This window comes from Poseidonocella sp. HB161398 (genome assembly GCF_005870025.1).
Taxonomy (GTDB): domain Bacteria; phylum Pseudomonadota; class Alphaproteobacteria; order Rhodobacterales; family Rhodobacteraceae; genus Mangrovicoccus.
Map to the genome: position 1 here is coordinate 13,479 of NZ_VATA01000022.1, position 24,515 is coordinate 37,993.

General features: G+C 69.0%; 28 protein-coding genes. 11 read left to right on the top strand and 17 right to left on the bottom strand.

Annotated elements, in window-relative coordinates:
• Positions 1-67 precede the first annotated feature (67 nt).
• From FGX59_RS17820 to FGX59_RS17850, 7 genes are all read left to right on the top strand, one after another.
• The gene (locus FGX59_RS17820) at positions 68-406 is read left to right on the top strand and encodes a hypothetical protein (RefSeq protein ID WP_138468493.1); all 339 of its coding nucleotides are present in this window, start codon (positions 68-70) and stop codon (positions 404-406) included.
• Positions 407-464: 58 nt separating this feature from the next.
• A complete protein-coding gene (dapE, locus tag FGX59_RS17825) occupies positions 465-1,610 on the top strand; it encodes a succinyl-diaminopimelate desuccinylase (RefSeq protein ID WP_138468494.1) in 1,146 nt (381 codons plus the stop codon).
• Entirely contained in the window at positions 1,607-2,035 is a 429-nt protein-coding gene (locus tag FGX59_RS17830) for a GNAT family N-acetyltransferase (protein WP_138468495.1), read from the top strand. Before dapE ends, FGX59_RS17830 begins: the two co-directional genes overlap by 4 nt.
• A gap of 20 nt (positions 2,036-2,055) precedes the next feature.
• Entirely contained in the window at positions 2,056-2,640 is a 585-nt protein-coding gene (locus FGX59_RS17835; RefSeq protein WP_138468570.1) for a TIGR04282 family arsenosugar biosynthesis glycosyltransferase, read from the top strand.
• 29 nt (positions 2,641-2,669) lie between these two features.
• On the top strand, positions 2,670-3,626 hold the full coding sequence (locus FGX59_RS17840) for an aspartate carbamoyltransferase catalytic subunit (RefSeq protein ID WP_138468496.1): 957 nt from the start codon (positions 2,670-2,672) through the stop codon (positions 3,624-3,626).
• A 110-nt stretch (positions 3,627-3,736) separates the two neighbouring features.
• Positions 3,737-4,621: a DMT family transporter gene (locus FGX59_RS17845; RefSeq protein WP_370296115.1), complete on the top strand. Its 885-nt coding sequence runs from the start codon at positions 3,737-3,739 to the stop codon at positions 4,619-4,621.
• 81 nt (positions 4,622-4,702) lie between these two features.
• A complete protein-coding gene (locus FGX59_RS17850; protein WP_138468497.1) occupies positions 4,703-4,957 on the top strand; it encodes a YdcH family protein in 255 nt (84 codons plus the stop codon).
• A gap of 80 nt (positions 4,958-5,037) precedes the next feature.
• Here FGX59_RS17850 and FGX59_RS17855 read toward each other — a convergent pair whose 3' ends face one another.
• Positions 5,038-5,592 carry a hypothetical protein gene (locus FGX59_RS17855; RefSeq protein WP_240722539.1) on the bottom strand — a complete coding sequence of 185 codons (555 nt, stop codon included), beginning with the start codon at positions 5,590-5,592 and terminating at the stop codon, positions 5,038-5,040.
• A gap of 109 nt (positions 5,593-5,701) precedes the next feature.
• Between FGX59_RS17855 and FGX59_RS17860 the strand changes: the two genes are divergently transcribed.
• A complete protein-coding gene (locus tag FGX59_RS17860) occupies positions 5,702-6,742 on the top strand; it encodes an aldo/keto reductase (protein ID WP_138468498.1) in 1,041 nt (346 codons plus the stop codon).
• A gap of 245 nt (positions 6,743-6,987) precedes the next feature.
• Here FGX59_RS17860 and FGX59_RS17865 read toward each other — a convergent pair whose 3' ends face one another.
• The 7 genes from FGX59_RS17865 to FGX59_RS17895 all read right to left on the bottom strand — a co-directional run bounded on the left by FGX59_RS17865 (position 6,988) and on the right by FGX59_RS17895 (position 11,647).
• Entirely contained in the window at positions 6,988-7,239 is a 252-nt protein-coding gene (locus FGX59_RS17865; RefSeq protein WP_138468499.1) for a hypothetical protein, read from the bottom strand.
• A gap of 190 nt (positions 7,240-7,429) precedes the next feature.
• Complete coding sequence (locus FGX59_RS17870; RefSeq protein WP_138468500.1) at positions 7,430-7,720, bottom strand: hypothetical protein; 291 nt, start codon at positions 7,718-7,720, stop codon at positions 7,430-7,432.
• Between the two features lie 99 nt (positions 7,721-7,819).
• The gene (locus FGX59_RS17875; RefSeq protein ID WP_138468501.1) at positions 7,820-8,152 is read right to left on the bottom strand and encodes a DUF3775 domain-containing protein; all 333 of its coding nucleotides are present in this window, start codon (positions 8,150-8,152) and stop codon (positions 7,820-7,822) included.
• A gap of 103 nt (positions 8,153-8,255) precedes the next feature.
• Positions 8,256-8,999 (bottom strand): SDR family oxidoreductase, encoded by a 744-nt coding sequence (locus FGX59_RS17880; RefSeq protein WP_138468502.1) that lies wholly within the window; start codon positions 8,997-8,999, stop codon positions 8,256-8,258.
• Between the two features lie 22 nt (positions 9,000-9,021).
• Positions 9,022-9,564: a DUF3833 domain-containing protein gene (locus FGX59_RS17885; protein WP_138468573.1), complete on the bottom strand. Its 543-nt coding sequence runs from the start codon at positions 9,562-9,564 to the stop codon at positions 9,022-9,024.
• Between the two features lie 38 nt (positions 9,565-9,602).
• On the bottom strand, positions 9,603-10,358 hold the full coding sequence (locus tag FGX59_RS17890) for a DUF1365 domain-containing protein (RefSeq protein WP_138468503.1): 756 nt from the start codon (positions 10,356-10,358) through the stop codon (positions 9,603-9,605).
• Positions 10,355-11,647, bottom strand: coding sequence for an NAD(P)/FAD-dependent oxidoreductase (locus tag FGX59_RS17895; protein ID WP_138468504.1), 1,293 nt, complete (start codon positions 11,645-11,647; stop codon positions 10,355-10,357). The genes FGX59_RS17890 and FGX59_RS17895 overlap by 4 nt, the downstream gene beginning before the upstream one ends.
• A gap of 189 nt (positions 11,648-11,836) precedes the next feature.
• Between FGX59_RS17895 and FGX59_RS17900 the strand changes: the two genes are divergently transcribed.
• Both FGX59_RS17900 and FGX59_RS17905 read left to right on the top strand, forming a co-directional pair.
• Positions 11,837-12,388, top strand: coding sequence for a sigma-70 family RNA polymerase sigma factor (locus FGX59_RS17900; protein WP_206078379.1), 552 nt, complete (start codon positions 11,837-11,839; stop codon positions 12,386-12,388).
• A complete protein-coding gene (locus FGX59_RS17905) occupies positions 12,385-13,032 on the top strand; it encodes a ChrR family anti-sigma-E factor (RefSeq protein ID WP_138468506.1) in 648 nt (215 codons plus the stop codon). Before FGX59_RS17900 ends, FGX59_RS17905 begins: the two co-directional genes overlap by 4 nt.
• A 52-nt stretch (positions 13,033-13,084) precedes the next feature.
• Here FGX59_RS17905 and FGX59_RS17910 read toward each other — a convergent pair whose 3' ends face one another.
• The 3 genes from FGX59_RS17910 to FGX59_RS17920 all read right to left on the bottom strand — a co-directional run bounded on the left by FGX59_RS17910 (position 13,085) and on the right by FGX59_RS17920 (position 16,192).
• Positions 13,085-13,315, bottom strand: a complete 231-nt coding sequence (locus tag FGX59_RS17910) for a hypothetical protein (RefSeq protein ID WP_138468507.1) — start codon at positions 13,313-13,315, stop codon at positions 13,085-13,087.
• A gap of 417 nt (positions 13,316-13,732) precedes the next feature.
• A complete protein-coding gene (locus tag FGX59_RS17915) occupies positions 13,733-14,878 on the bottom strand; it encodes an alpha-hydroxy acid oxidase (RefSeq protein ID WP_138468508.1) in 1,146 nt (381 codons plus the stop codon).
• A gap of 120 nt (positions 14,879-14,998) precedes the next feature.
• Positions 14,999-16,192, bottom strand: coding sequence for a PQQ-dependent sugar dehydrogenase (locus tag FGX59_RS17920; protein WP_138468509.1), 1,194 nt, complete (start codon positions 16,190-16,192; stop codon positions 14,999-15,001).
• Between the two features lie 143 nt (positions 16,193-16,335).
• Between FGX59_RS17920 and rlmJ the strand changes: the two genes are divergently transcribed.
• Positions 16,336-17,106, top strand: a complete 771-nt coding sequence (gene rlmJ / locus FGX59_RS17925; protein WP_138468510.1) for a 23S rRNA (adenine(2030)-N(6))-methyltransferase RlmJ — start codon at positions 16,336-16,338, stop codon at positions 17,104-17,106.
• A 13-nt stretch (positions 17,107-17,119) separates the two neighbouring features.
• Here rlmJ and FGX59_RS17930 read toward each other — a convergent pair whose 3' ends face one another.
• The 6 genes from FGX59_RS17930 to FGX59_RS17955 all read right to left on the bottom strand — a co-directional run bounded on the left by FGX59_RS17930 (position 17,120) and on the right by FGX59_RS17955 (position 24,502).
• On the bottom strand, positions 17,120-17,728 hold the full coding sequence (locus FGX59_RS17930; RefSeq protein ID WP_171060695.1) for a YjbF family lipoprotein: 609 nt from the start codon (positions 17,726-17,728) through the stop codon (positions 17,120-17,122).
• Between the two features lie 65 nt (positions 17,729-17,793).
• Positions 17,794-19,935: a YjbH domain-containing protein gene (locus tag FGX59_RS17935; protein WP_138468512.1), complete on the bottom strand. Its 2,142-nt coding sequence runs from the start codon at positions 19,933-19,935 to the stop codon at positions 17,794-17,796.
• A gap of 123 nt (positions 19,936-20,058) precedes the next feature.
• Positions 20,059-21,921, bottom strand: coding sequence for a polysaccharide biosynthesis protein (locus FGX59_RS17940; protein WP_370296110.1), 1,863 nt, complete (start codon positions 21,919-21,921; stop codon positions 20,059-20,061).
• A 279-nt stretch (positions 21,922-22,200) separates the two neighbouring features.
• On the bottom strand, positions 22,201-22,827 hold the full coding sequence (locus FGX59_RS17945) for a sugar transferase (protein WP_240722541.1): 627 nt from the start codon (positions 22,825-22,827) through the stop codon (positions 22,201-22,203).
• Positions 22,824-23,717 (bottom strand): NAD(P)-dependent oxidoreductase, encoded by an 894-nt coding sequence (locus FGX59_RS17950; protein ID WP_138468513.1) that lies wholly within the window; start codon positions 23,715-23,717, stop codon positions 22,824-22,826. Before FGX59_RS17950 ends, FGX59_RS17945 begins: the two co-directional genes overlap by 4 nt.
• Positions 23,717-24,502 carry an ABC transporter ATP-binding protein gene (locus FGX59_RS17955; RefSeq protein WP_138468514.1) on the bottom strand — a complete coding sequence of 262 codons (786 nt, stop codon included), beginning with the start codon at positions 24,500-24,502 and terminating at the stop codon, positions 23,717-23,719. The genes FGX59_RS17950 and FGX59_RS17955 overlap by 1 nt, the downstream gene beginning before the upstream one ends.
• Positions 24,503-24,515 lie beyond the last annotated feature (13 nt).

Sequence of the window (24,515 nt, forward strand, 5' to 3'; positions counted from 1 at the left end):
CCTGCCCGCGCGCCCCTGCCCGAACAACCCGCTTGACGCCGCAGCCATTCGCGCGCATCTGCCGCCCATGACCAAGGAAAAGAAACCCCAGCAGGTCTTCACCCTGCTCGTCCAGCTCGGACGCAAGAAAGGCGACGGGCTGCCCGAGGGCGCAACCGGAGCGGCGCTGATGTGCTACTCCTCCGGCGTCGACGAGGCCGAGGCCGTGCGCGAGACCGTTGCCGTGCTGAAGCAGGCCGATCTCGCCCCGCTCGATGTCACCGGCTACGGCACCCGCGAGGAGCGCGAGGCGATGGGCCACGAGATCGATGCCGACGAGGCGGAGCTGATGGACCGCGCGCTGGCCGAGAATGCCGTGATCGTGGCGCAGATGACCCCGTTCTTCGGAGACGAAGACCGGGACTGAGGGGGCGGATTGCACGCCTGGCATCTGCGCGGTACTCCGGCCCCAAAGGAGACCGCCGATGCCAACCGATCCCGTCGCGCTGACCCGCCGCCTCGTGCGCTGCCCCTCTGTCACCCCCGAGGAGGGCGGCGCACTGGAGCTGCTGGCGGGGGAGCTCGCCGCTGCCGGGTTCGCCTGCACCCGCGTCGACCGCAACGGCACCGCCAATCTCTTCGCCCGCTGGGGCGCCAAAGGGCATCCGAGGACCTTCGGCTTCAACGGCCATACCGACGTGGTCCCCGTGGGCGATGCCGCCGCCTGGACCATGGACCCGTTCGGCGCCGAGGAGGCCGGGGGCTGGCTCTACGGCCGCGGGGCGACCGACATGAAATCCGGCGTCGCCGCCTTCGCCGCCGCGGCGATCGACCTCGTCACCCAGGCGCCGCCCGACGGCGCGGTGATCCTGGCGATCACCGGCGACGAGGAGGGCCCGGCAAAGGACGGCACGGTCGCGCTGCTCGACTGGATGGCGGCCGAGGGCGAGGCGATGGCGGCCTGCCTGGTCGGCGAGCCGACCTGCCCCGAGACGCTGGGCGACATGATGAAGATCGGGCGGCGCGGCTCGGTCAGCGCCTTCTTCACCGCCAGCGGCATCCAGGGCCATGTCGCCTATCCCCACAAGACCGCCAATCCGGTCCCGGCGATGGCGAAGCTGGTCGACCGGCTCAGCTCGGCCGTGCTCGATGCCGGCAGCGACCATTTCGACCCCTCGACCCTGGCCGTCACCACCTTCGACACCGGCAATCCGGCGACCAATGTCGTGCCCGCGAGCTGCCGCGCGACGGTGAATATCCGCTTCAACGACCTGCATGACAGCGCCGGGCTCGTCGCCTGGATGGCGCAGGAGATGGGTCAGGTCGCCGAGGAGACCGGCATCGGCTTCGACATGACCACCGCCGTCTCGGGCGAGAGCTTCCTGACCCCGCCGGGGCCGCTGGTCGATCTGGTGGCGCAGGCCGTGACCGCCGAGACCGGCGTGACGCCGGAGCTGTCCACTTCGGGCGGCACCTCGGATGCGCGCTTCGTCAAGGATCACTGCCCGGTGGTGGAATTCGGCCTGGTCGGGCACCGCATGCACCAGGTGGACGAGCGGGTGGAGATCGCCCAGATCCCGCAGCTCAAGGCCATCTACAGCCGCATCCTGACGGAGTATTTCGCGCAATGATCATCACAGAAGCCGCAACCGGCAAGGACATGGCGGATATCCGCGCGCTGCGGCAGGCGGTGTTCATCGACGAGCAGAACATCCCGGCCGAGCTGGAATGGGACGGGCTCGACACCGAGGCACGGCACCTGATCGCGCGCGAGGCCGGGAACCCGGCGGGCACGCTGCGCTGGCGGATGGTCGGGGAGACCGCGAAGATCGAGCGGGTCTGCGTGCTCGACACCTATCGCGGCACCGGGCTGGGCGCGCGGCTGATGTTCGCCGCGCTCGACGCCATCCGCGAGACGCCGGAGGTGCAGCGGGTCAAGCTGTCCTCGCAGGTCTCGGCCGCGGGCTTCTACCGCAAGCTCGGCTTCACCCCGGACGGCGAGGAATACGACGATGCGGGCATCCCGCATGTCGACATGTGGCGCGACCGCCCGTGATCCGTCCCCGCCTGGCCGTGATGGTGAAGGAGCCGCGGCCGGGCCGGGTCAAGACGCGGCTGGGCGCGGGCATCGGCATGGTCCCGGCCGCCTGGTGGTTCCGCCACCAGACCCGGGCGCTCCTGCGCCGGCTGCGCGATCCGCGATGGGAGCTGGTGCTGGCCGTCAGCCCCGACCGCGAAGGGCAGGAAAGCCGCGCCTGGCCCGCGGATCTGCCCCGCCTGCCCCAGGGACGCGGCGATCTGGGCGCGCGGATGGGGCGGATCCTGCGCCAGGCCCCCGGCCCCGCCATCGTCATCGGCGCCGACATCCCCGGCATCACCCGCGCCCATGTCGCCCGCGCCTTCCATGCGCTGGCCGCCCATGACGCCGTGATCGGCCCGGCCCCCGACGGGGGCTACTGGCTGGTCGGGCTCGCAGGACGCCGCGCCGCGCCGCCGGGGCTTTTCCGGGGCGTGCGCTGGTCGAGCGCCCATGCCCGCGCCGACACGCTGCGCAGCATGGCGGGGCTGCGCGTCGCCACCGCCGACACGCTCGCCGATATCGACAGCGCCGCCGATCTCGCGGCCCTCCGCCACCTTGGCACCGGCAGCGCCGCCCGCTAGAACACCCGCAGCACAGGCGCGAGGACTCCATGACCTTCTCCCACAAGCACCTCCTCGGCATCGAGCCGCTCCATCCCGAAGAGATCCGCACGGTCCTCGACCTCGCGGACCGCTATGCCGAGATGAACCGGCGCGAGGACAAGCATGGCGACGCGCTGGCGGGGATGACCCAGGTCAACATGTTCTTCGAGAACTCCACCCGCACCCAGTCGAGCTTCGAGCTGGCCGGCAAGCGGCTGGGCGCCGACGTGATGTCGATGTCGATGCAGACCTCCTCGGTGAAGAAGGGCGAGACGCTGATCGACACCGCGGTGACGCTGAACGCGATGCATCCCGACCTGCTGGTGGTGCGCCATCCGCATTCCGGCGCGGTCGACCTGCTGGCGCAGAAGGTCAATTGCGCGGTGCTGAACGCCGGCGACGGGCGGCACGAGCATCCGACCCAGGCGCTGCTCGACGCGCTGACCATCCGCCGCGCCAAGGGACGGCTGCACCGGCTGAACATCGCCATCTGCGGCGACATCGCCCATAGCCGCGTCGCCCGCTCGAACATCCTGCTGCTGCACAAGATGGAGAACCGCGTCCGCCTGGTCGGCCCGCCCACGCTGCTGCCCGCAGGGGTCAGGGACTGGGGCGTCGAGGTCTATCACGACATGGCCGAGGGGCTGGCCGATTGCGACGTGGTGATGATGCTGCGGCTCCAGCGCGAGCGCATGGATGGCGGTTTCATCCCGTCCGAGCGCGAGTATTTCCACCGCTTCGGCCTCGATGCCGAGAAGCTGGGCTACGCCAAGGACGACGCGATCGTCATGCATCCCGGGCCGATGAACCGCGGGGTGGAGATCGACGGGCTGATCGCCGACGACCTGACCCGCTCGGTGATCCGCGAGCAGGTGGAGATGGGCGTCGCCGTGCGCATGGCCGCGATGGACCTGCTGGCGCGGAACCTGCGCGCCGAGCGGGCCGCCGCCCCTGTCATGGCGTAAGGAACGCGGCATGAAGGACCCCAAGGATCCGCGGATGAGCGGGATGATCGCGCTGGCCGCGCTGGTGGTGATGGCGGCGCTGACCGTCCTGGTGGTGGTCATTGCCTGAGGTGACGCCGCCACCGCTGCCCGGACAGCGGCCCCTGGCCGGCATGGGCTGGATGGTGCTCTCGGGCCTCGCCTTCGTCTGCTTCATCGGCGCGATGAAATCGGTGGGCGATGCCGTGCCGGTGGTCGAGGGCGCCTTCCTGCGCTTCGCCTTCGGGCTGGTCTTCCTGGTACCCCTGGCCGGACGGCTGCGCGCGCACTGGCCGAAGGGGCGCGACCTGAAGCTCTTCCTCGGCCGCGGCGTCGTCCACTCCGTGGCGATCTGCGCCTGGTTCTTCGCCATCGCCAGCATCCCGCTGGCCGAGGTCACGGCGATCAACTACCTCGCGCCGGTCTGCGTCACCGTCGGCGCCGCGCTCTTCCTGGGCGAGCGGCTGGCGGCGCGGCGGATCGCGGCGGTGGCCGTGGCGCTGCTCGGCGCGCTGATCCTGCTGCGCCCCGGCTTCCGCACGCTGGAGCCCGGGCATTTCGCGATGATCCTCGCCGCGATCAGCCTCGGCAGCTCCTACGTGATCGGCAAGACCCTGACCGCGCGCTTCCCGCCGACGGTGATCGTCGCCTGGCTCAGCCTCTCGGTCACGCCGATCCTGCTGCCGCTGGCGGCGGCGAACTGGGTGACGCCGCCCTGGCCCGTGCTGGCCACGCTGGCGCTGGCCGCGGTCTTCGCCAATGTCGGGCACTACCTGATGACCCTGGCCTTCCGCGCCGCGCCGGTCGCCGTGACCCAGCCGGTCACCTTCCTGCAGCTCGTCTGGTCGGTCCTTCTGGGCGTGATCGTCTTCGGCGAGCCGGTCGATCCCTATGTGCTGCTTGGCGGCGGGGTGATCGTCTCGGCCGTGTCCTTCATCGCCTGGCGCGAGCACCAGGTCAAAAAATCCGGCCGCTAGGCCGGATTTGATCGGCATCAAGGCGGGGCCCGCCTGTCCTCGCGTAAGGTCCGTCTTGCCACAGAGATGAGGACACCGACGATGACCCACGTTGCCCATGCCCTTGCCGAGGAGTTCCCCGCTCAAGTCGAGACCCTCCGCCATCTGCGCCAGACCGACGCCCGCGTCGCCCGGCTGGCCGACGAATACACCGAAATCAACGACATCCTCCATCGGGTGGAGACCAATCTGCAGCCGATGTGCGATATCGAGGCGCTGCGCCTGCGGCGCACGCGGGTTGCCCTGAAGGACCAGCTCGCGAAGCTGCTGTCCAGGGCGGAGCCCGTGGCCGTCTGACGGTCCGGGCCTGAGCGCACCGCACGCGGCGGGGAGTCACGCGGGCGGTGCGCCGCCAGGAGGCTCCCGTTGCGCGCCGCTCAAGCCGCCCAGTCCCAGACCTTCGGCGGCTGGGTCCGCGCGCGGCGCCGTTCCAGCCGCCAGCGCCTCTGCCCGGGCTCGTGCACCGGGTCGAGCGACCAGCGGCTCTCCACCCCCGGGGCGCCCCCGGCGCCCGGCGTCAGCAGCAGCCCCAGGGCCTGGCCTCCTCCCGTTTCCGCCGCCAGGTGCAGCCGTCTGACCGGCGTCATCGCCGGGGGCGCGGGCAGTTCCGCGACCACCAGCGGAGCCGCCCCGCTGCGCAGCCCCTCCTCCATGCACCACAGCAGATCCTCGGCGCGGACCGGCTCCGCGAAGATCAGCCGCCCCGGATCGGCCAGCATGCGCACGCCGTCGCAATTCAGCTGCTCCGCCTGCCAGGAGGGGCGGATCCACAGCACCGGCCCGGTCACGGCCGCCGCCACGGCCAGGGCCAGCCGCCGCCGCGCCGCGCCGCACAGCTCATGCGCCCGTCCCGGACGCAGCGACATTTCCGCAGAGACCCGCACCAGCGCCGCAGAAGGGTGCGGATCGCGACTCAGCCCGGCCTCGATCATGCGCCGATCCTAGCATGTTCCCCAAATGTTCCAAAGCCGGACCGGACGGGCCTTGCGCCTGCTGCATCTGCACTCTAGCCAAGGCAGGACCGCATCCGGAGATGACTACATGCAGAAGAAACAGCTTGGCCGCACCGACCTGGCCGTCACCTCGCTCTGCCTCGGCACGATGACCTGGGGCAGCCAGAACACCGAGGCAGAGGGCCATGCCCAGATCGAGATGGCGGCGGATCGCGGCATCAACTTCATGGACACGGCCGAGATGTACCCGGTCGCCCCGGTGCTCGAGGAAACCGTCGGCGACACCGAGGCGATCATCGGCAACTGGTTCGAGAAGACCGGGCGGCGCAATGACTGGGTTCTGGCCACCAAGATCGGCGGGGCCGGCGGCAAGGCCCGCGGCGGCGCGGCGATCAGCGCCGGCGAGATCCGCCAATGCGTCGAGAACAGCCTGCGGCGGCTGAAGACCGATGTCATCGACATCTACCAGCTGCACTGGCCGAACCGCGGCTCCTACGCTTTCCGCCAGAACTGGAGCTACGACCCCTCGGCGCAGAACCGCAACGAGACCATCGAGCACATGCAGGACGTGCTGGGCGAACTGGCAAAGCAGGTCGAGGCCGGCAAGCTGCGCTATATCGGCCTGTCGAACGAGAGCGCCTGGGGCATGTCGACCTGGTCGCGCGTCGCCGACGAGATGGGCGTGCCACGGATGGCGACGATCCAGAACGAGTACTCGCTGCTCTACCGCGAATTCGACACCGACGCCGCCGAGGCCTCGCTGAACGAGGACATCCCGCTCCTGGCCTACTCGCCGCTGGCGACCGGGCTGCTGACCGGCAAGTACCAGGGCGGCGCCATTCCCGAAGGCAGCCGCGGCACGCGCAATCCCGGGCTCGGCGGCCGCCTGACCGACCGCGCCCTCGCCGCGGTCGAGGCCTATGCCGAGGTCGCCCGCGCCCACGGGCTGAGCCTGGTGCAGATGTCGCTGGCCTTCTGCGTCAGCCGCCCCTTCATGGGCGCCGCCATCATCGGCGCGACCTCGACGGCGCAGCTCGAGGAGGTGCTCTCCGCTGACGGCCTGGAGCTGAGCGAGGACTGCCTGAAGGACATCGCCGCGGTCCACAAGGCGCATCCGCAGCCCTACTGAGCGCGCTCCGGCAGGGTCCCGGTCCCCGGGACACCGCCGCCCGGCCCGCCAAGGGCCGGGTTCCCGGGCGGCAGACGGTCCGGAAAGCGGGATCTGCAGACGATAAGAACTGCAGACAATAAAAAGCTCCGGCCGGGCCTCCCCTCCCAGCCGGAGCACAGTAAAAAAGAGGCCAGCCGCACCGCAGGGTCCTCCCCTACCCCGCAGATGCGGCCGACCGTCAATGGAGGTGCGGGGTCAGGGCGCTAGCCCTGCGCACTCTCCATATACTCCTGTTCCAGCCGTGCCCGGGACGCTGCGCGGCGGCCATGCATCGACGGCGTGTGCCGCAGCAGGCGCATTCGCGCGTAAAGTCCTAGCACCAGGCCGAACAGGCAGAACACAAGTTCAAGCGGCGAAAACACCTTTTCCCCGAACAGGGCTGCGAGGATCGCAAGCCCGTAGGCCCAGAAGGCCGTGAAACCGATCACGCAGACAAAGGCCCAGAGTTTCCTCATCGTTCCTCCTCCCGGCGATGCCCGCAAGTTGCTGCAAAGCAGCGAAAATTTGTTTCATGCCGGTGGCATCTTGCCGCAGAGAACCCTAACCCGACTCAGGGGTGATACGTCAAGCGCCTATCCACTGAGCACCTCCCCGCTGCGGATGTTTTTACATACGATTTCACATTTTGCCACAGAAATTTTTGCTTCACTCGGTCCACCAGCCGCGGGCATGATGCGTGCCGACGATGACCGCGAAAGACAGCCAGTAGAACAGGAAATAGATATTCGCCGTCTTGAGGAACTTCAGCGAGGCCTTGGCGACATTGTCGGTTTCCGCGCGTTCCCTCAGCGCCGCCTTGTAGCCGGCGAGGCCGCCCTCCGCCTTGAGGATATGCGAATAGACCAGGGCCCGCCAGTAGAGCACGAAGACCAACGGAAACCCCAGGACCAGCGAGATGTAGCCCAACGCATAGTACCGGTCGATATCCTGGACCATCCCCGCCCTGTTCCTGCCAGCGCCGACAGCCGGCGCCGCGGAATGCTAGCGGAGATGTCTTTCGTCTTGGTCAACGCCAGCGGCGCCAACCCGCAGGGGCTACATCAGGTCGTCTTCGGCATCGGCCGAGGAGATGCCCATCGCCTCCAGCCCGTCCTCGAGATAGCCCGATAGCTGCGGCATGCCGGACAGGTAGTCGGCCGTCGGCACCCGCGCCTCTTCGCGCGCGGTCTGCACCGCCTCGTCCCATTCGTCCGGCGTGAAGCTTTCCCGGCCGATCCAGGCGAGCGCGACCAGCATCAGAGCCTCGTCCTCGTTCAGCCCGGCGATGAATGAGGACAGCTCCGCCCGGGCTGTCGAGTCTCCGCTGTCTTCGGCCTCCCGCGCCAGCAGGATCACCTGCGCCGCGATGTCGGCATGGATTTCGGGCATTTTTCTGCCTCCTTGGTGAGTCACAGCATCACGATTGCCGAATCTCGGACCGAAGGAAAGGACATAGATCAGATCGCGCGGAGCCTGCGGAGAAGGCTCCGGCTCAGCCCCCGCGCGGCGCGAAGAGCCGGACATAGAGCGCGTCGGGCAGCACCCGGCCGAGCTTGAACAGAAGGCCGAAGCCGCGCGGGAAATCGCGGCGGAACCGGCGGGACTTCATGTGGCGCAGCACGATCTCCGCGGCCTTCTCCGGCTCCATGATGAAGGGCATGGCGAAGCTGTTCTTGTCGGTCAGCCGGGTGCGGATGAAGCCGGGATTGGCCAGCTGCACCCGCACGCCGCTGCCGCGCAGGTCGCAGGCCAGGCACTCGGCCAGCGACATGATCCCGGCCTTGGAGGCGGTATAGCCGATCGAGCCCGGCAGGCCGCGATAGCCGGTCAGCGATCCGGTCAGCAGCACATGGCCGCGGCCGCGCGCCACCATCGCGGGCAGCACCCGGCCCAGCACCCTGAGCGCGCCGGTGAAATTGACGTCGGCCATCGTCTCGGCCTCCTCCGCCTGCCACTCCGCCGCCGCCATCGGCCAGTAGACCCCGGCGGCAAAGACCAGCCCGTCGATCTGGCCCGCCGCCTCTGCCGCCGCCGCGACCGAGGCCGGATCGGCGACATCCACCGGCACGGCCCGCGCCGGACCCGGCATCGCCGCCGCGGCCTCTTCCAGCCGCGCGCCATTGCGCGCGCTCAGCACCAGCTCCGCGCCCTCGTCCGACAGCGCCCTGGCCAGCGCCAGGCCGAACCCCTCGGAGGCGCCGACCACCCAGTAGCGCTGCCCCGCAAACCCGCTCATTTCCGTTCTCCCGCCGCCCGTCTCAGGCGGTCATTCCGGGGGCCGCGGCGCTGACCGCCGGGCGCATCACCGCCACCAGCTCGGCGACCTTGATGCCGAACTTGCGGAACTGGCTGCGGTTCACCACCGCCCCGTTCTCCATCACGTACATCCAGTCGGTCACGTCGAGCACATGGCCGCCGGAGCTCTCGGGCAGGCGCAGCCGGTAGCGCAGGCTGAGGCTCGGCCCGCTCTGCCGCCCATGGCCAATGCCGACCACGTCCGGCGCCTCGGCCTGCACGCGGCCGTCTTCGTCAACGCTCAGCGTCCACACCCGCTCCTGCCGCGTGCCGCTGTCATAACGGAAGGACTCGCGCATCGTTCCCCGCGCGCCGTCCCATTCCACCACCATCCGCGCCACGAAGCGCGCCGCCACGCGGCCGAAGGGGCCGTAGATCACGCCCTCGCAGTCGAGCGGCCCGTCGAGATGGCGCACCAGATCGAAGGCCGGCGCCTGCCCGGCATAGTCGGACGGGCGCTGCGCCCGGAAAGAGGCCAGCCGCCCGGCCAGCGCCGCCACCAGCATCGCGGCCAGCAGGCCGCCGAGAAATCCCGCAAGAAGGCTCACCGGCTGACCTCCTCTGCCGGGGGCGCTGGACGGACATGCCAGCCCGCGCCCTTCAGGCGCAGCTTCAGCGCCTGCCAGTAGATCAGCCCCAGCACCCGGCGCGAGCCGAAGGGCCGGCGCAGGCACATGCCGAGGATGCCCAGCGACCGGAGCGGCGCCCGCCGTCCCGTCAGCGTCGCAAAGAGCCGCCCCGCCTCCGAGCGGTGGTCGATCCAGATGCCGATCCGGTCGGGCCGGATGTCGAAGCGGAAGACATAGCCGCCATCGACCGGCAGGAAGGGCGAGACATGGAAGATCTTCCGCGCCTCCAGCCGGTCGGCGGGGCCGATCTCGCGCTGGTCGGGATGATGCAGCAGGTAGGAATGCCGGTCGCCATAGGTGTTCGACACCTCGGCCACCACCGCGCGCAGCCCGCCCGCCCGGTCATGGCAGAGCCAGAAGCTGACCGGGTTGAAGACATGGCCCAGCACCCGCGGCTGGGCGACGAGAAGGATCTGCCCGTCGCAGGCCTCGAGCCCGTGCGCCGCCAGCACCTCGCGCATCCAGGCGGCGCCGCGGCCCTGGCCCGGCGCGCCGCCATGGTCGCGGTCCTGCAGCGCCGCCAGATTGGCGCGGTTGCGCGAGAAAAGCAGCGGCCCGCGGCTCTCTTCCGGATCGCAGATCACGTAGTCGACACTGTAGCGGAAGGCGTTCTGCACATCCGCCTCGCGGGCATGGACGGTCTCGCCCCTCAGATGCTCGACCCGGCTCATGCCACCGCCCTTTCGCGGCCCGCCGCCGAAATCCCCTCAGCCGCGGCCAGCCCGGCGGAAAGCCCGTCCTCGTGGAAGCCGCTGCCCATCCAGGCACCCGCGAACCAGGTGCCGCGCCGCCCGCTGATCTTCCGCACCGCCTCCTGCGCGCGCAGCGTCTGCGTCGTGTAGACCGGATGGCGGAAGGTCGTGCGCGTGTGGATCTTCGCCGGGTCGATCGCGCGGGTGCTGTTGAGGCTGACGAAAAGCGGATCGTCCATCGGGATCGGCTGCAGCGAATTCATCCAGTAGGTCAGGCCGATCGGACCGCCCGGCCCGCCCGCCTCCTCGCTATAGACCCAGGAGGCCCAGGCCCGGCGCCGCCGCGGCATCATCGCCGTGTCGGAATGCAGCACCACCTCGTTCGGCTGGTAGTCGATGCGGCCGACCGAGGTCAGCTCCTCCTCCGCCGGATCGGCGATCATGCGGATCGTGTCATCGGCATGGGTGGCGAAGACCACCTCGTCAAAGCGCTCCCAGTCGCCGCCCTGTGCCTTGATCCGGACGCCGCCCGCGTCGCGCAGCACCGCATCGACCTGCGCGCGGGTGCGGATGCGGACATTGCGGGCGCGCAGCATGCGCTCCATCCGCTCCAGGTATTCGCGCGAACCGCCCCGCACGGTGTACCACTGGTGCTGGCCGGTGACGCTCAGGAGATTGTGGTTGGCGAAGAAGCGCACCATCGCCGCGGCGGGGAAATCCAGCACGTCGGAAACCGGCGTCGACCAGATCGCCCCCGAGAAGGGCAGCAGGTAGTGGTCGCGGAACCCCTCCGAGGTGCCCAGGCGCTCCAGCATCTGGCGCACGGTCAGGCTGTCATCGCCGGCATAGTCCGCCGCATGCGCGTTGAAATGCAGGATGTCGCGCAGCATCCGCCAGAAGGCCGGGCGCGCCAGGTTGCGCTTCTGCGCGAAGAGCGTGCGGAAATCGTTCAGCGCGTATTCCAGCCTGCCGCCCCCGGCGGAGACGCCGAAGCTCATTTGCGCGGGCGCCACCGGCACGTCGAGCTCGGCGAAGAGCCGGGTCAGCCGCGGGTAGTTCGCCCGGTTGAAGACGATGAAGCCGATATCGACCGGCTGGTCGCCGCGCTTGCCCGCCATCACCGTGCAGGCATGCCCGCCGATCCGCGGCGCCGCCTCGAACAGCGTGACCTGGTGCCAGGGCGACAGGCCCCAGGCTGCGCCCAGCCCCGATATCCCGCCGCCGATCACTGCCACGCGCCGCGCCGCGCTGCCTGCCTGTGCTTCCATACCCTAGACCTCCGCCTTGTTCACTCTAGCTCTACGCACAGGCCGCTGCCGCGGATCACAAATTTCCGACCAGGCACGCTCGCGGCGCCTATCCGCCAGACCCGGAGAACTGACGCTTTGCAGGACCTGAGCCAATCGCCTAAGCTCGTGGAACCAGGACCAGACGGACCCCCGAGGCAGGCCCTAGCCGTGACCCTTGCCCCTTCCACAGAAGAGCGCTGGCTGGCGCTGATCGCGCGCATCCGCAGCCGCGACCAGGAGGCCTTCGCCGAGCTCTTCCGCCATTTCGCCCCGCGGGTGAAGGGCATGCTGATGAAGGCCGGCAGCGACGCGGCCACCGCCGAGGAATGCGCGCAGGAGGTCATGGCCACGGTCTGGAACAAGGCGGCGCAGTTCGATCCGGCCCGCGCCAGCCTGGCCACCTGGATCTACACGATCGCGCGCAACAGGCGCATCGACATGGCCCGCCGCGCCGCCCGCCCCGAGCCCGAGGATCTGCCCTGGGGCCCCGAGGCAGAGCCCGACCAGGCCGATGCGCTGGCCTTCCAGCAGGAAAGCCGCGCCCTGGCCGATGCCGTCCGCCGCCTGCCCGATCCGCAGCGCAAGCTGGTCGAGCAGGCCTATTTCGGCGAGATGAGCCACACGGAAATCGCGGAAGTGACCGGTCTGCCCCTTGGCACGATCAAATCGCGGATTAGATTGGCGCTCGATCGCCTGAGACGGGAGATGACCAGGCCGTGACGCATGACGTGACCCATACCCTGCCCGACGAGCTGCTGCTCGCCTATGGCACCGGCGCCCTGCCCGAGGTGTTCGACCTGGTGGTGGCAACGCATGTCTCGCTTTGCGACGACAGCCGCGCGCGGCTGGAAAGCTTCGATGCCGTGGGCGGCGCCCTCCTTGAGGATACCGCGCCGATGGCAATGGACGAGGGCAGTCTCGCCGCCTGCATGGCGCGGATCTCGGACAGCCCCGCCGCGGCGCAGCGCCCGGCGCGCAGGCCCGGCATCTTCCCGGAACCGTTGAGAAAAGCGGTGGGCGGAGATCTCGACAAGGTGGCCTGGCGGCCGATCGGCATGGGCGCACGGCAGGCGATCCTGCAGGACACGCGCGGCGCCTCGGTCCGGCTGCTGAGCATCCCGCCCGGTGCCGCCATGCCTGATCACGGCCATCGCGGGCTGGAACTGACGCTGGTGCTTCAGGGCGCGTTCGAGGACGAGTTCGGCACCTACCGCCGCGGCGATGTCGAGATTGCCGACGAGGAAATCGACCACATGCCCCGCGTCCTCGGCGACGAGACCTGCATCTGTCTGGCGGCCACCTCGGACCGGCTGCGCTTCCACAGCCTGCTGCCGCGGCTGGCCCAGCCCTTCCTGAGGATCTGAGCCGCCGCCGGAGCGGAGTTGCGGACCGGCCGCAAGGCCGGCCCGCGCTGGATCACCGCATGAACTCCCGGCTGGGGAACGGATCGTCCTTGGGCGGCAGGCCCACATCCATCCGCAGGTAGTCGGGCATGTGGTCTATCTGCCGGCGGATCATGGGTGCGCGGCCGAGACCGGCAATGGCGGCGATCAGGAAGCGCCAGCCGCCATGCTCGGAAATCAGCGAGTCGACGGTGACGGAAAGCGGCGCGGGCGCGCCCATGGTGTCGTGCTTGATCATGTTCATTGATATTTCCCGCCCGTGAAGACACGGATTTCGGGCCTTTCTTTTCAAGTGCTTGGGTTTTGGGAAAGATCAGCCGCAGGATCGCCGGACCGGACGCGTTACGCCGGTTGAGTGGTCTTGATGCTGATCGGAGATGTCAGGGGGCGGTGGCCCGGATCAGAGTCGGTAACCCTGTCGGTACGACCCCTTGCAGCCTTCGACTGGCAGCCACAGATTGGTCGGGCGCGGCATGTGCTTCATCGCTGTCATGTAACGCCCTCCTGGCTGAAAGTTGATCGGCTGCCCTGCGCATAGCCGAGTTTTCCACAATCGCAAAATGAAAAGTCGCGCATTTCCGCGCAATAGGCGAAAAACCGGGCCGCTGCCCGGTTTGCAGGCAGCGGCCCTGGCCGGAAGCCTCCCCTCTTCCAGCCGGATTCAGCGGAACCGGAGGTTCCCCGGGTTCAGCTCGTCCACCGATCTGGCGCCCATCAGGCGCATGCCGCGCTCGAGCTCGGCCTTCATCAGGGTCAGCGCCCGCTCGACGCCGGGCTGGCCCGCCGCGGCCAGCGGATACAGGTAGAACCGGCCGCCGCCGACCGCCTTGGCGCCGAGGCTCAGCGCCTTGAGCACATGGGTCCCGCGCTGGATGCCGCTATCCATGATCACGTCGATCTGGTCGCCGACCGCGTCGACGATTTCCTTGAGCTGGTCGAAGGGCGCGCGCGAGCCGTCGAGCTGTCGGCCGCCGTGATTCGACAGGATGATGCCGGTGCAGCCGATCTCCACCGCGCGCTTGGCGTCCTCGACCGACATGATGCCCTTCAGGCAGAACTGCCCGTCCCAGTCGCGCACCATCTCGGCCACGTCGTCCCAGGTCATCGACGGATCGAGCATCTCGGTGAAATAGCGCCCGATCGACAGCGTGTCGCCGCCCATGTCGATATGCGCGTCGAGCTGCGGCAGCGAGAATTTCTCGTGGGTGACGTAGTTTATCCCCCACATCGGCTTCATCGCGAATTGCGCCATGCCGCCCAGGGTCAGCCGGAAGGGGATGGAGAAACCGGTGCGCAGGTCGCGCTCGCGGTTGCCGCCGGTGATGGAATCGACCGTCAGCATCATGACGTCGATGCCCGACTCCTTGGCCGTCTGCATCATCGCCTTGTTCAGGCCGCGGTCCTTGTGGAAGTAGAACTGGTAGCATTGCGGCGTGTCATACTGCTTGCGCAGCTCGGCCATCGAGGTCGTCCCCAGCGACGAGACCCCGAACATCGTGCCGAATTTCGAGGCCGCCGCCGCCACGGCGCGCTCGCCGTCATGGTGGAAGAGCCGCTGCAGCGCCGTGGGCGAGCAGTAGATCGGCAGGGCCAGCTTCTGCCCCATCACCGTCACCGACAGGTCGATATCCTCGACCCCGGCCAGCACCGAGGGCACCAGGTCGCAGGCCTCGAAGCTCTCGGTATTGCGGCGGTAGGTGACTTCGTCATCCGCCGCCCCGTCGATGTAGTTGAAGATCGGCCCCGGCAGGCGCTGCCTGGCCAGACGGCGGAAATCTTGAAAATTGTGGCAGTCAGTCAGGCGCATGGCCAGCCCTCCCCGGCAGGCGAATTGTCCAGTCTCCCTCCGCTCTCGTTAGAGGCTTCGGACGATCTGGTCAATCATCCTATCCAATTCAGGCCAAAGCTGTGACGATCTGCCCCCGCCCTATTGCGGGGTCAGCCGGATCAGCGCGCCATTGTCCTCGTCGGTCAGGATCATCACCGCCCCGTCGGGCGCGATTTCCACATCGCGGATCCGGGCGAAGCCCTGCAGGTAGCGCTGTTCGCCGGTCACGCGGCCATCCGCGATCTCCAGCCGCACCAGCGCCTGCCCGGCGAGCCCGCCGATCAGCGCGTCGCCCTGCCAGCCGGGGAACATCGCGCCGTCATAGAAGGCCAGGCCCGAGGGCGCGATCACCGGATCCCAGTAGTAGACCGGCTGCTCCATCCCGTCGCGCGCGGTCTCGCCCGACCCGACCGCGCTGCCATTGTAGCTGACGCCGTAGGAGATCACCGGCCAGCCGTAGTTCTTCCCCGCCTCGGGCCGGTTCAGCTCGTCGCCGCCGCGCGGCCCGTGCTCGACCGTCCAGAGCGCCCCGTCCGGCCCGATCGCCGCCGCCTGCAGGTTGCGGTGCCCCCAGGACCAGACGCCCGGCGCCCCGTCCGCGATCCGCGGATTGCCCGGCGCGGGCCCGCCCATCGGATCGATGCGGATCACCTTGCCGAGCTGGATTGAGACATCCTGCGCCAGCTCCCGCGCCCCGGATACCGAGCGCTCGCCGGTAGTGACGAAAAGCGCGCCCGACGGGTCGAAGACCAGCCGCCCGCCGTAATGCGCGGTCGAGGCCCAGGCGGGATCCTGGCGGAAGACCACCTGCACGTCCTCCATCTGCCGCCCGTCGGCCGAGAGCCGGCCGCTCGCCACAGCGGTGCCGGTCGTCCCAGCGCCCCGCGGCTCGGCATAGCTCCACCAGACCCGGCGGCTCTGGGCGAAATCCCCGCGGATCGCCACGTCGAGAAGCCCGCCCTGGCGCCGCGCATCGACCTGCGGAAGGCCTGCGACCGGCTCGGAAAGCGCCCCCTCCGCCGACACGATCCGCAGCCGGCCCGGCCGTTCCGTCACCAGCCAGCCGCCCTCGGGCAGCGCCGCCATCCCCCAGGGATGCGACAGGCCCTCGGCCACCACCTCGCGGCGCAGCCGCACCCCGTCCTCCAGCACCGGCGCCCGCGTCTGGCCCGCGAAGGCCGGGGACTGGCCGCGGCCATTCGGGCGGGCGTCGTTGAAATCCCGCGCATCGGCGCAGGCCGAGAGCGACAGGAAAGCGGCAAGCGTCACGGGAAGCGGGGCGGAGCGGATCATGCAGGGCCTCTTCTGGTGGAATGCGTCTCCCTCAGACATGGCCCGCAGCCGCGTTCACGCAAGATCGCGCGGCTTCACCTTCGCGTGGACCGCCCCGGCGCGGTTCCGCTTGGCAGGCGGCCGGGCGCGCGCTATGGGACGCCATGCTTTCCTACCAGCACGCCTATCACGCCGGAAACGCGGCCGATGTCCACAAGCACGCCCTGCTTGCCGTGGCGCTCGACTACATGGCGAAGAAGCCGAAGCCCCTGAGCTATATCGAGACCCATGCCGGGCGCGCGCTCTACGACCTCGCGGGGCCCGAGGCCGCCAAGACCGGCGAGGCCGCGGCCGGGATCGGCCGGATGGAGGGCTGGTTCCCCGACGATCACCCCTATGCCCAGGCGCTGGATGCCGCGCGGCAGCTCGGCGGTCCGCAGGCCTATCCCGGCTCGCCGATCGTCGCCGCAACGCATCTGCGCGACACCGACCGGCTGATCCTGGCGGAGAAGCACCCGCAGGAGGTTGCCGCGCTGAAGAAGGCGATTTCCTGGGCCGAGATCCACGCCGCCGACGGGCCCGCCCTGGCGCTGTCGCTGACCCCGCCCGAGCCGCGGCGCGGGCTGATCCTGATCGACCCGTCCTACGAGGTGAAGACCGAATGGACGGCGATCCCGGATCTGGTCGCAAAGCTGCGCCGCAAATGGCCTGTCGGCGTCGTGATGCTGTGGTATCCGCTTCTGGAATCGGGCGCGCATCTGCCGCTGGCCGCGAAGCTGTCGGAGATCGGCGGCGAGGCGGTGACAAGCACGGTGCGCTTTCCGCCCGCCCGGCCCGGCCATGGCATGACCGGCAGCGGGCTCTGGGTGGCGAATGCCCCCTGGGGCTGGAAGGAGGCGGCCGACGCGCTCGCCGCCCGCTTCGCCAGCCTCTAGCGGCGCTGCCGCCTCAGCGGTGCAGGCGCTGGATGGTGACGTACTGCGCCATCTCGCTGACCCATTGGCGGCTATCCCACAGCATGCCGTCCGAGCCGACCCAGTAGAGATTGGTGAAGCTCCGGCTGCCTTCCAGCGCGTAGCAGCTTTCGCGCATCCGCGTGGTGCTGTGGCGGAGCTGCAGGACGACGCGGTCCTCGGGGCCCTCGTTGACGAGCTCGCAGTAGAAGCGGAACTTCTGGATGCTCTCGTCGCCGCCGATGAAGCGCAGGTCGCGCGCGTATTTCGCCGATGCCCGCTGCGGCAGCGCGGTCTCGATCCCGGCGGTCGTCGCGCTCAGCAGATCCGGTCCCAGTCCGCGGGTGGAGAACAGCGCCCCGCCCTTCAGCGTGAAGGTCACGCCGTTGCGGGTGATCCAGGTCTCGGCATTGCCGTTGCGGCCGAAGGCGATGGCCGTCGCCTGGTCGCCGGTCACCGGCACGTCGATCAGGATCAGCGGCCGTCCGGCGCGCTCCACCGTCTCGCGGGTGACGACCGGGCCGGTCCGCTCTTCGCCCGGCGTCAGCGCCGAGCCGATCGTCTGCAGCGAGCCGAGGATGACCGTGTTCAGCGACGAATCCACCGGTGCGTTCGTGCATCCCGCCAGCAGCCCTGCCGCCAGGACCGCACCCATTCCAATCCGACGCATCATCTCCAGAACCGTCCCCACTGCTCTTCGACACGGTCCTGACGGGAGGACTCGACGAGGCCGTAGAGACGGCCGTTGACGTTCAGGCGCGCGCCGCCGTCGCGCTGCAGCGGCCGCATTGTGAATTGCGGAACCACTTTCGAGGACGTGCCGGAGAACCAGCCCAGCGGGATCGTCAGCGTGATGCCCTTGTCGAAGGAGCCCTCGCCGAAATCCTCGGACGAGACATCGGTGAAGGTGGCGAAGGCGCCGACCTTCCAGCCATTGGCGTAGATCCGCTGGAGCCCCAGGGTCGCGCCGTAGTCGCCTGCCAGGTAGCGGCCGACATCGACCTGCGCGAGATAGTCCTCGTAGCGGTAGTAGACCGAGCCATGGCCGGTCACGACATCGTAGTCCTGCAGGCCGAAGCCGCCGTCGAAGTCCCGCTGCCGGACGAAGTTGACCTCGGCGCCGAAGGCGAAGGGCGTGTCATAGGGCGCCCAGAGCGCCTCGGTGGAGACGCCCGCGAACATCTGCTCCAGGTAGCCCGCGGTGACGCGGCTGTAGAGATCCTTGCCGGGGCGCGCATAGTAGGCCGCCTGCAGCGTCTCCATCGCCGGATCGCCTTCGCGGTCGTAATACGGGAAATCCGACCGGACATGCGGCAGCACGCTGTTCGATTCCCGCTTGTTCTGGTCGAGATTGCCGAAGGCCTTCTTGATGACCGTGCCCGAAACGATCAGCCCCGGCGTGACCTCGACCCCGGCGCCGAGCCGCAGGCCGACATCGGCGCGGAACGGGTTGTCGGGATCGAAGAGGCTGGTGCGCATGTAGGGTTCGGCCAGGAAGTTGAGCCGCGGATAGAAGCCGTCGACCTGGTCCCCGCCGGTCAGGCGGGCGGGCGTGCTGGTCACCTGCGCGGCGGCCAGGATCTTTTCGGACCCGTCGGCCGCGACCTCGTAGCGTTCCAGATCGCTGCGCCGGAAGGTGAAGGAGGGCATCGCCATCCCCGATTCCATCGGCACGATGGTGAAGACCTCGACCGAGGCCGGCAGGATGGCCGCCATCGCCCGCGCGGCGCGGCCCAGGGCCTGCGGCTCGGCCACGTAGGTGACGTTGCGCAGATAGGCGGTCGCATGCGTGTCGTCGATGCGCAGCCCTTCGAGCTCCATCTTGTCGAGCAGAAGCACTTCGGCCAGCTTGCCGCGCACATAGTCCCGGCCGGCCTCGCTGTCGCTCCAGCCGGTGACATAGGCATCGGGCGCCGCCGCGCGGGTCGGGCGCGGCGTGATCGGCAGGGGCGCGCTGTCGAGCGACCCGCCAGTGCCCGGCCGGTTCGGGTTGAAGCTGAAGGCGACCTGCACCCCGACCTCGGAGCCGTAGAGATAGTAGGCCGAGAGCTCCGTGCCGCCCTTGGTCTGGTAGGTGGCGCCGAAGTTGAAGGGGATGTCGCGGTCGAAGACCCCCAGATCCTCGGATTCGAGCTGGTACTCGTCGCTGGAATATTCCGCCTTCAGCACGAGGTTGTCGCGGACCTGCCACTGGACGCTGCCGAAGGCGCCGATCTCGCCGCGGAACAGCGTGGAGAGGTTCGGGTCGCCGCCCTCGCCGACATCCTCGGGCGTCAGGGGCGCCCGGTCTCCGAAGCCCGAGAGCACCGAATTGCCCGCCAGCCGGCCCCAGCCGAGGCCGCCGGAGAATTGCAGCTTGCGGCCGATATGCTTGGAGGCGACGACATATTCCGCGCCGTAGATGCCGGTGCCGATGAAGTCCTGCAGGCCGATCGTCACTTCGGGCAGAAACGGGGATTCCTTGATCGCGGTGAAGCGCAGGTCGAAGCTGCGGTCATAGTAGGTGCTGAAGCCCGCGGAATCGAAATCCCTGATCTCGGTATAGCGGAAGCCGCCATAGAGCCGGGGATGCACCTGCGCGCCGAACTGGAACCGGGTCATGCCGGCGAAATTGCCGATGGTCAGGGCCATCTCGCCGTCGGGCTTGGTGAAGGCGCTCGGCGTCTCGATCGCGCCCGGCACGTTGAAAAGGTTCATCGTCGGCCAGTCGGATGGCCGGTATTCCTGCGCCCCGGCCGCGCTGGCCAGAAGCAACCCCAGAACCGAAACACCCGCTTTCAGCCCCGCTCTGAAGGCAGTTTTGCCGCTCACGTTCCACCCACCTAAAACTGATGCACCGACACTCGACTGCGGCGGCCGTTTCTGCAACACCCCGGCCCGGCCGGGCGGGGCGTCGCTGCGTCATGTGCCATTTTTCACACGTTCCGGGCCGGTTCAGGCCTGGCGCTGGCTGCCCGGGCCCATGGAGCCCTCGACCCAGCGGGCCAGCACCGCGCGCGCCGCGGCGGTGTCGTTGCCGTCGACCGCGTCGCGCAGGTCGCGCAGGAAGGTCGCCACCTCGATCTCCGAGAGATTGGATTCCCGCGCCCGCGTGATCTTGGGGTGAATCGTGGTCATCCGCCCGTCGCCGATCAGCAGTTCCTCGTGCATCTTCTCGCCGGGGCGCAGCCCGGTGATGGTGATCTCGATGTCGCCATCGGGATGCTCGGCATCGCGGACGCTGTAGCCCGCCGCCTCGATCATCTGCCGCGCCAGGTCGATGATCGCCACCGGCTTGCCCATGTCGAGCACGAAGACATCGCCGCCCGAGGTCAACGCGCTGGAGATCAGCAGCAGCCGCGCGGCCTCGTCGATCGTCATGAAGTAGCGCGTCACCGATTCATGGGTCAGCGTGACCGGCCCGCCATTGGCGATCTGGTCCTGGAAGAGCGGGATCACCGAGCCCGAGGAGCCCAGAACATTGCCGAAGCGCACCATCGAGAAAAGCGGCCCCGGGCGGGTCGCCATGTCCTGGATGATCAGCTCGGACAGGCGCTTCGACGCGCCCATGACATTGGTCGGCCGCACCGCCTTGTCGGAAGAGACCAGGATGAAACGCTGCACGCCGCTGTCGCGGGCGGCATCGGCCAGGGCCTTGGTGCCCAGCACGTTGTTGCGCAGCCCCGCGATCGGGTTGGTCTCGACCAGCGGCACATGCTTGTAGGCGGCGGCATGGAGCAGGATCTGCACGCCCTCGCGCGACATGATCGTGCGGCAGAGGGTTTCGTCCACCACCGAGCCCAGCACCGGCACCAGCTCCACGTCGCTGGAGAGGCCGCGCAGTTCCAGGTCGATGCTGTAGAGCGCGAGCTCGCTCGATTCGAACATCACCAGCCGCTTCGGCCCGAGCGCCAGGAGCTGGCGGCAGAGTTCCGAGCCGATCGAGCCCCCCGCCCCTGTCACCATCACGGTCGCGCCGCGGAACGTGCTGCGGGCAATGGACATGTCGCTCTGGAAGGAGCGGCGCTGCAGGAAGTCGGACGGGCTGACCGGGGCCAGCTTCGAGGGCAGCGGCTCCTCGCCGGTGAGCTGCGCGAAGGAGGGCAGCGCCTGGACGTCGACCCCGAGCGGCACGAGCTGGTGATGGATGCGCGAGCGCTTCACCGCGGAAAGCGACGGCATCGCCAGCAGCACCTTCGAAACGCTCTTCTCCGAGACCACGCGCGGCAGCTCGATCGGCGCCCAGACCGGCAGGCCGGACACGAAGACGCGGTGCAGCGCCGGGTTGTCGTCGATGAAGCCGACAGGCACCACGAAGGCGTCATGGCGCAGCGCGTTCGCCAGCTGGATGCCGGTGCGCCCGGCGCCGTAGATCACCACGGCGGAGCGCGGATGCCTGCGGCTGAGGATCGACAGCAGCACGAAGCGCAGCAGCACCCGCGAGCCGATCACCCCGATGAAGAGGATCAGGCCGAAATTGATGAAGGTCGACCAGGGAAGGGCATGATCGACCAGGCTGTTGAGGGAGGCGCCGACGATCGACACCATCACCGCGAATCCCGCGGCAAGGTGGACGCCGTTGGTCTCGAATCCGTTCAGCCGGATCCGCGGCAGGCCGAGGAACAGGGACACCATGGCCGCGATCACCATCATGGCGATCGCGATGGTCCAGTTCTCCCACACCGCCGCCTGGGAATCGACGGCGCCGCTGCGGAAGAAATTCGCCATGAGCAGCGCGACTGGCACGGCGCAGACATCGAGCGCGACCAGAATCCAGCGCTTCTGCATCATGGTCAGCGAGCTGACCAGCCCATACACACTTTGATCTTCCCGGTCCAAAATCAGCCTTCCATCACCGGTCGCAGAAAAACACCGCCGGAGACTGTCCGGCGAGGCACAGATTTACTTTGTCAAATCAATGGAACGAAGAAGCTTAAATTCAGGTAGCCAGACTCCATCTCGAGCGTCCTCCAGAATGATGCTGCCAAGCCGGACGGTGCGACTCCTTCCAGCTTTTAACGATTATTTTACCTTTACGGGAGCGAACCCGCACCTGCTTTCTGCGTCGCAGCACCCTTTAGGTAGCGCAATCGCCAGCTAGGTCGATTTCGGCCGAATGCGGGGGAGGACTGCACAAAAAGTTTGCACAAGTATAAGAAAATCGAAACATACGTTCCTGTTTTTCCGATAGATGAGATCGAGCTGTGCTTTCCGGGGCACGCAGCGGCGCCGGTAGACCCGGTCGGTTTCCTCGGCATTGCGGCAGCCGGCCAGCAGAAGCGCCTCGTGACGGTGGAAGCGCAGGGTCGCGAGGCCGGTGATTCCCGGCCGGCAGGCCAGCACTTCGCGGTAGAGCGCCGGGGCCGCCTCGACATAGCGGCGCAGCGGCGGGCGCGGACCGACAAGGCTGATATCGCCGCGCAGCACGTTCCAGATCTGCGGCAGCTCGTCGAGCCGGAGCCTGCGCAGCCAGCGGCCGGTGCGGGTGATCTGGTCGGTCTTGTCTCCGCCGGTGACGCCGCCGCGGCCGGGATCGACCGTCATGGTGCGGAACTTCACCAGGGTGAAGCCCTGCTCGGCGGTCTTCATCCGCTCCGAGAGGTAGAAGACCGGCCGCCCGTCGCGCAGCAGGATCAAGAGCGTGATCGCCAGGATCATCGGCGCCACCGGCACCAGGAGGAGCAGGCAGAAGGCGAGGTCCATCAATCGCTTGGCGGGCGTCACGGCTGGCCGCCCCCGGCTGCGATCCAGTCGGCGGCAAGCGCGCGGGCGCCCGCGCCCGCGGTCTCGAGCCCGGGCCAGAGCGCCTGCTGCCGCGCCAGATCCAGAACGAGGCTCGGCACCGCGCTGCCCGGCGCGTCGCGCCAGGACCAGGGCACCGGATGGCCCAGCTCGCCGAGCGCGCCGAGGAGGTCCGCCATTGCCGTCGCGCCGCCCGGCTCCGCCAGGTTCACCGCGGTAAAGCGCTCCGCCGGAGCGGCCGCGGCGGCCCGCGCCGCCACCCGTGCCAGCGTCACCGGCGACAGGTAGCTGCGCCGCGGCCCCTGACCATCGGCGAAGCGGTCGAGCACCAGCGGGTCTCCCGCCGCCGCCCGCCGCACGGCATCGCCCAGCATGTCGGCGCCGACGATATTGGCCAGCCTCAGGCAGAGCGCCGCGGGCCCGCCGGAACGCGCCGCGATCCAGTCGCGCGCCGCTGCCTCCATCGCCAGCTTGGCCCGGCCATAGGGCCGCTCGGCCCCGCCAGCCTCGGACTCCGCAAAGGCGCGCCCGCTGCCGTCGGGGCGGTAGACCGCGGCCGAGGAGCAGAGCATCACCAGCGGCGTGCCGAGCGCGGCGCCGAGTTCCAGCCCGGCACGGGCCAGATCCGAATTCGCGGCCAGCTCCGCCTCGCTCCCGGCGGTGACGCCGGCAAGGACGAGGATCGCCGAGGGCGCCTCGGCAAGCTGCTCTGCGAGGTCCGGGCCGCAGGGCCCGGCCAGGTCGATGCCCGGCCCGGCACGCCGCGCCTGGAAGAGCGCCCGCGGCGCCTCTGCGCCGATCAGCGGCCAGGCGCCGCGCAGCAGCCGACCGGCGCGGCCGGAGGCGCCAAGGACCAGCACGGGTGCGGCCATCAGTTGTTCCTCGGCTTGTCGGGCGATTTCTGGTTCGCTTTGTGGACTTCCAGCCCTTCCTCGATCGACGGGTAGAGCGAGAGCTCCCCGTCATGCAGAATCGCCACCATGTCGCACATGCTCTTGATCTGGGACAGGTTGTGCGTGGCCATGATGGCGCTGGAGCTGCGCAGCCGGGTGTGGAAGGTCTCCGCGCACTTGTCGCGGAAGCGCTTGTCCCCGACCGAGGTCACCTCGTCGACCAGGTAGCAGTCGAAGGGCACCGCCATCGACACGCCGAAGGCCAGGCGCGCGCGCATCCCCGAGGAATAGGTCCGGAACGGCATGTCGAGATAGTCGCCCAGCTCACTGAAATCGCTGACGAAATCGACCATGGCATCGGTGTCGATGCCATGCACCCGGGCGACGAAGCGGGCATTCTGCGCGCCGGTCATCTCGGGGTGGAAGGCGCCGGAGAAACCGATCGGCCAGGACATGGCGCCATTGCACTGGATCTCGCCGGAATCGTAGTCCTGCGCGCCCGAGATGATCCGCATCATCGTCGACTTGCCGACGCCGTTATGGCCGAGAAGCGCGATCTTCTTGCCCGCCGGGAAGAGCAGGTTGCAGTCGCGCACGATGTATTTCCGCTGGCCGTGGCTGCTCGGATAGCTCTTGGTCACGTTGACGAAGCGCACCGAGCCGCGGCCGTGCGCCGGCCGTTCCCGCGGGGCGCCCGGCGCTGCGGGCTCCTCGGGGACGGTTCCGGCGACGGGGCGCTTCGTGCCTCTGAGACGGGCGAACATGGCGCCTCCCCTC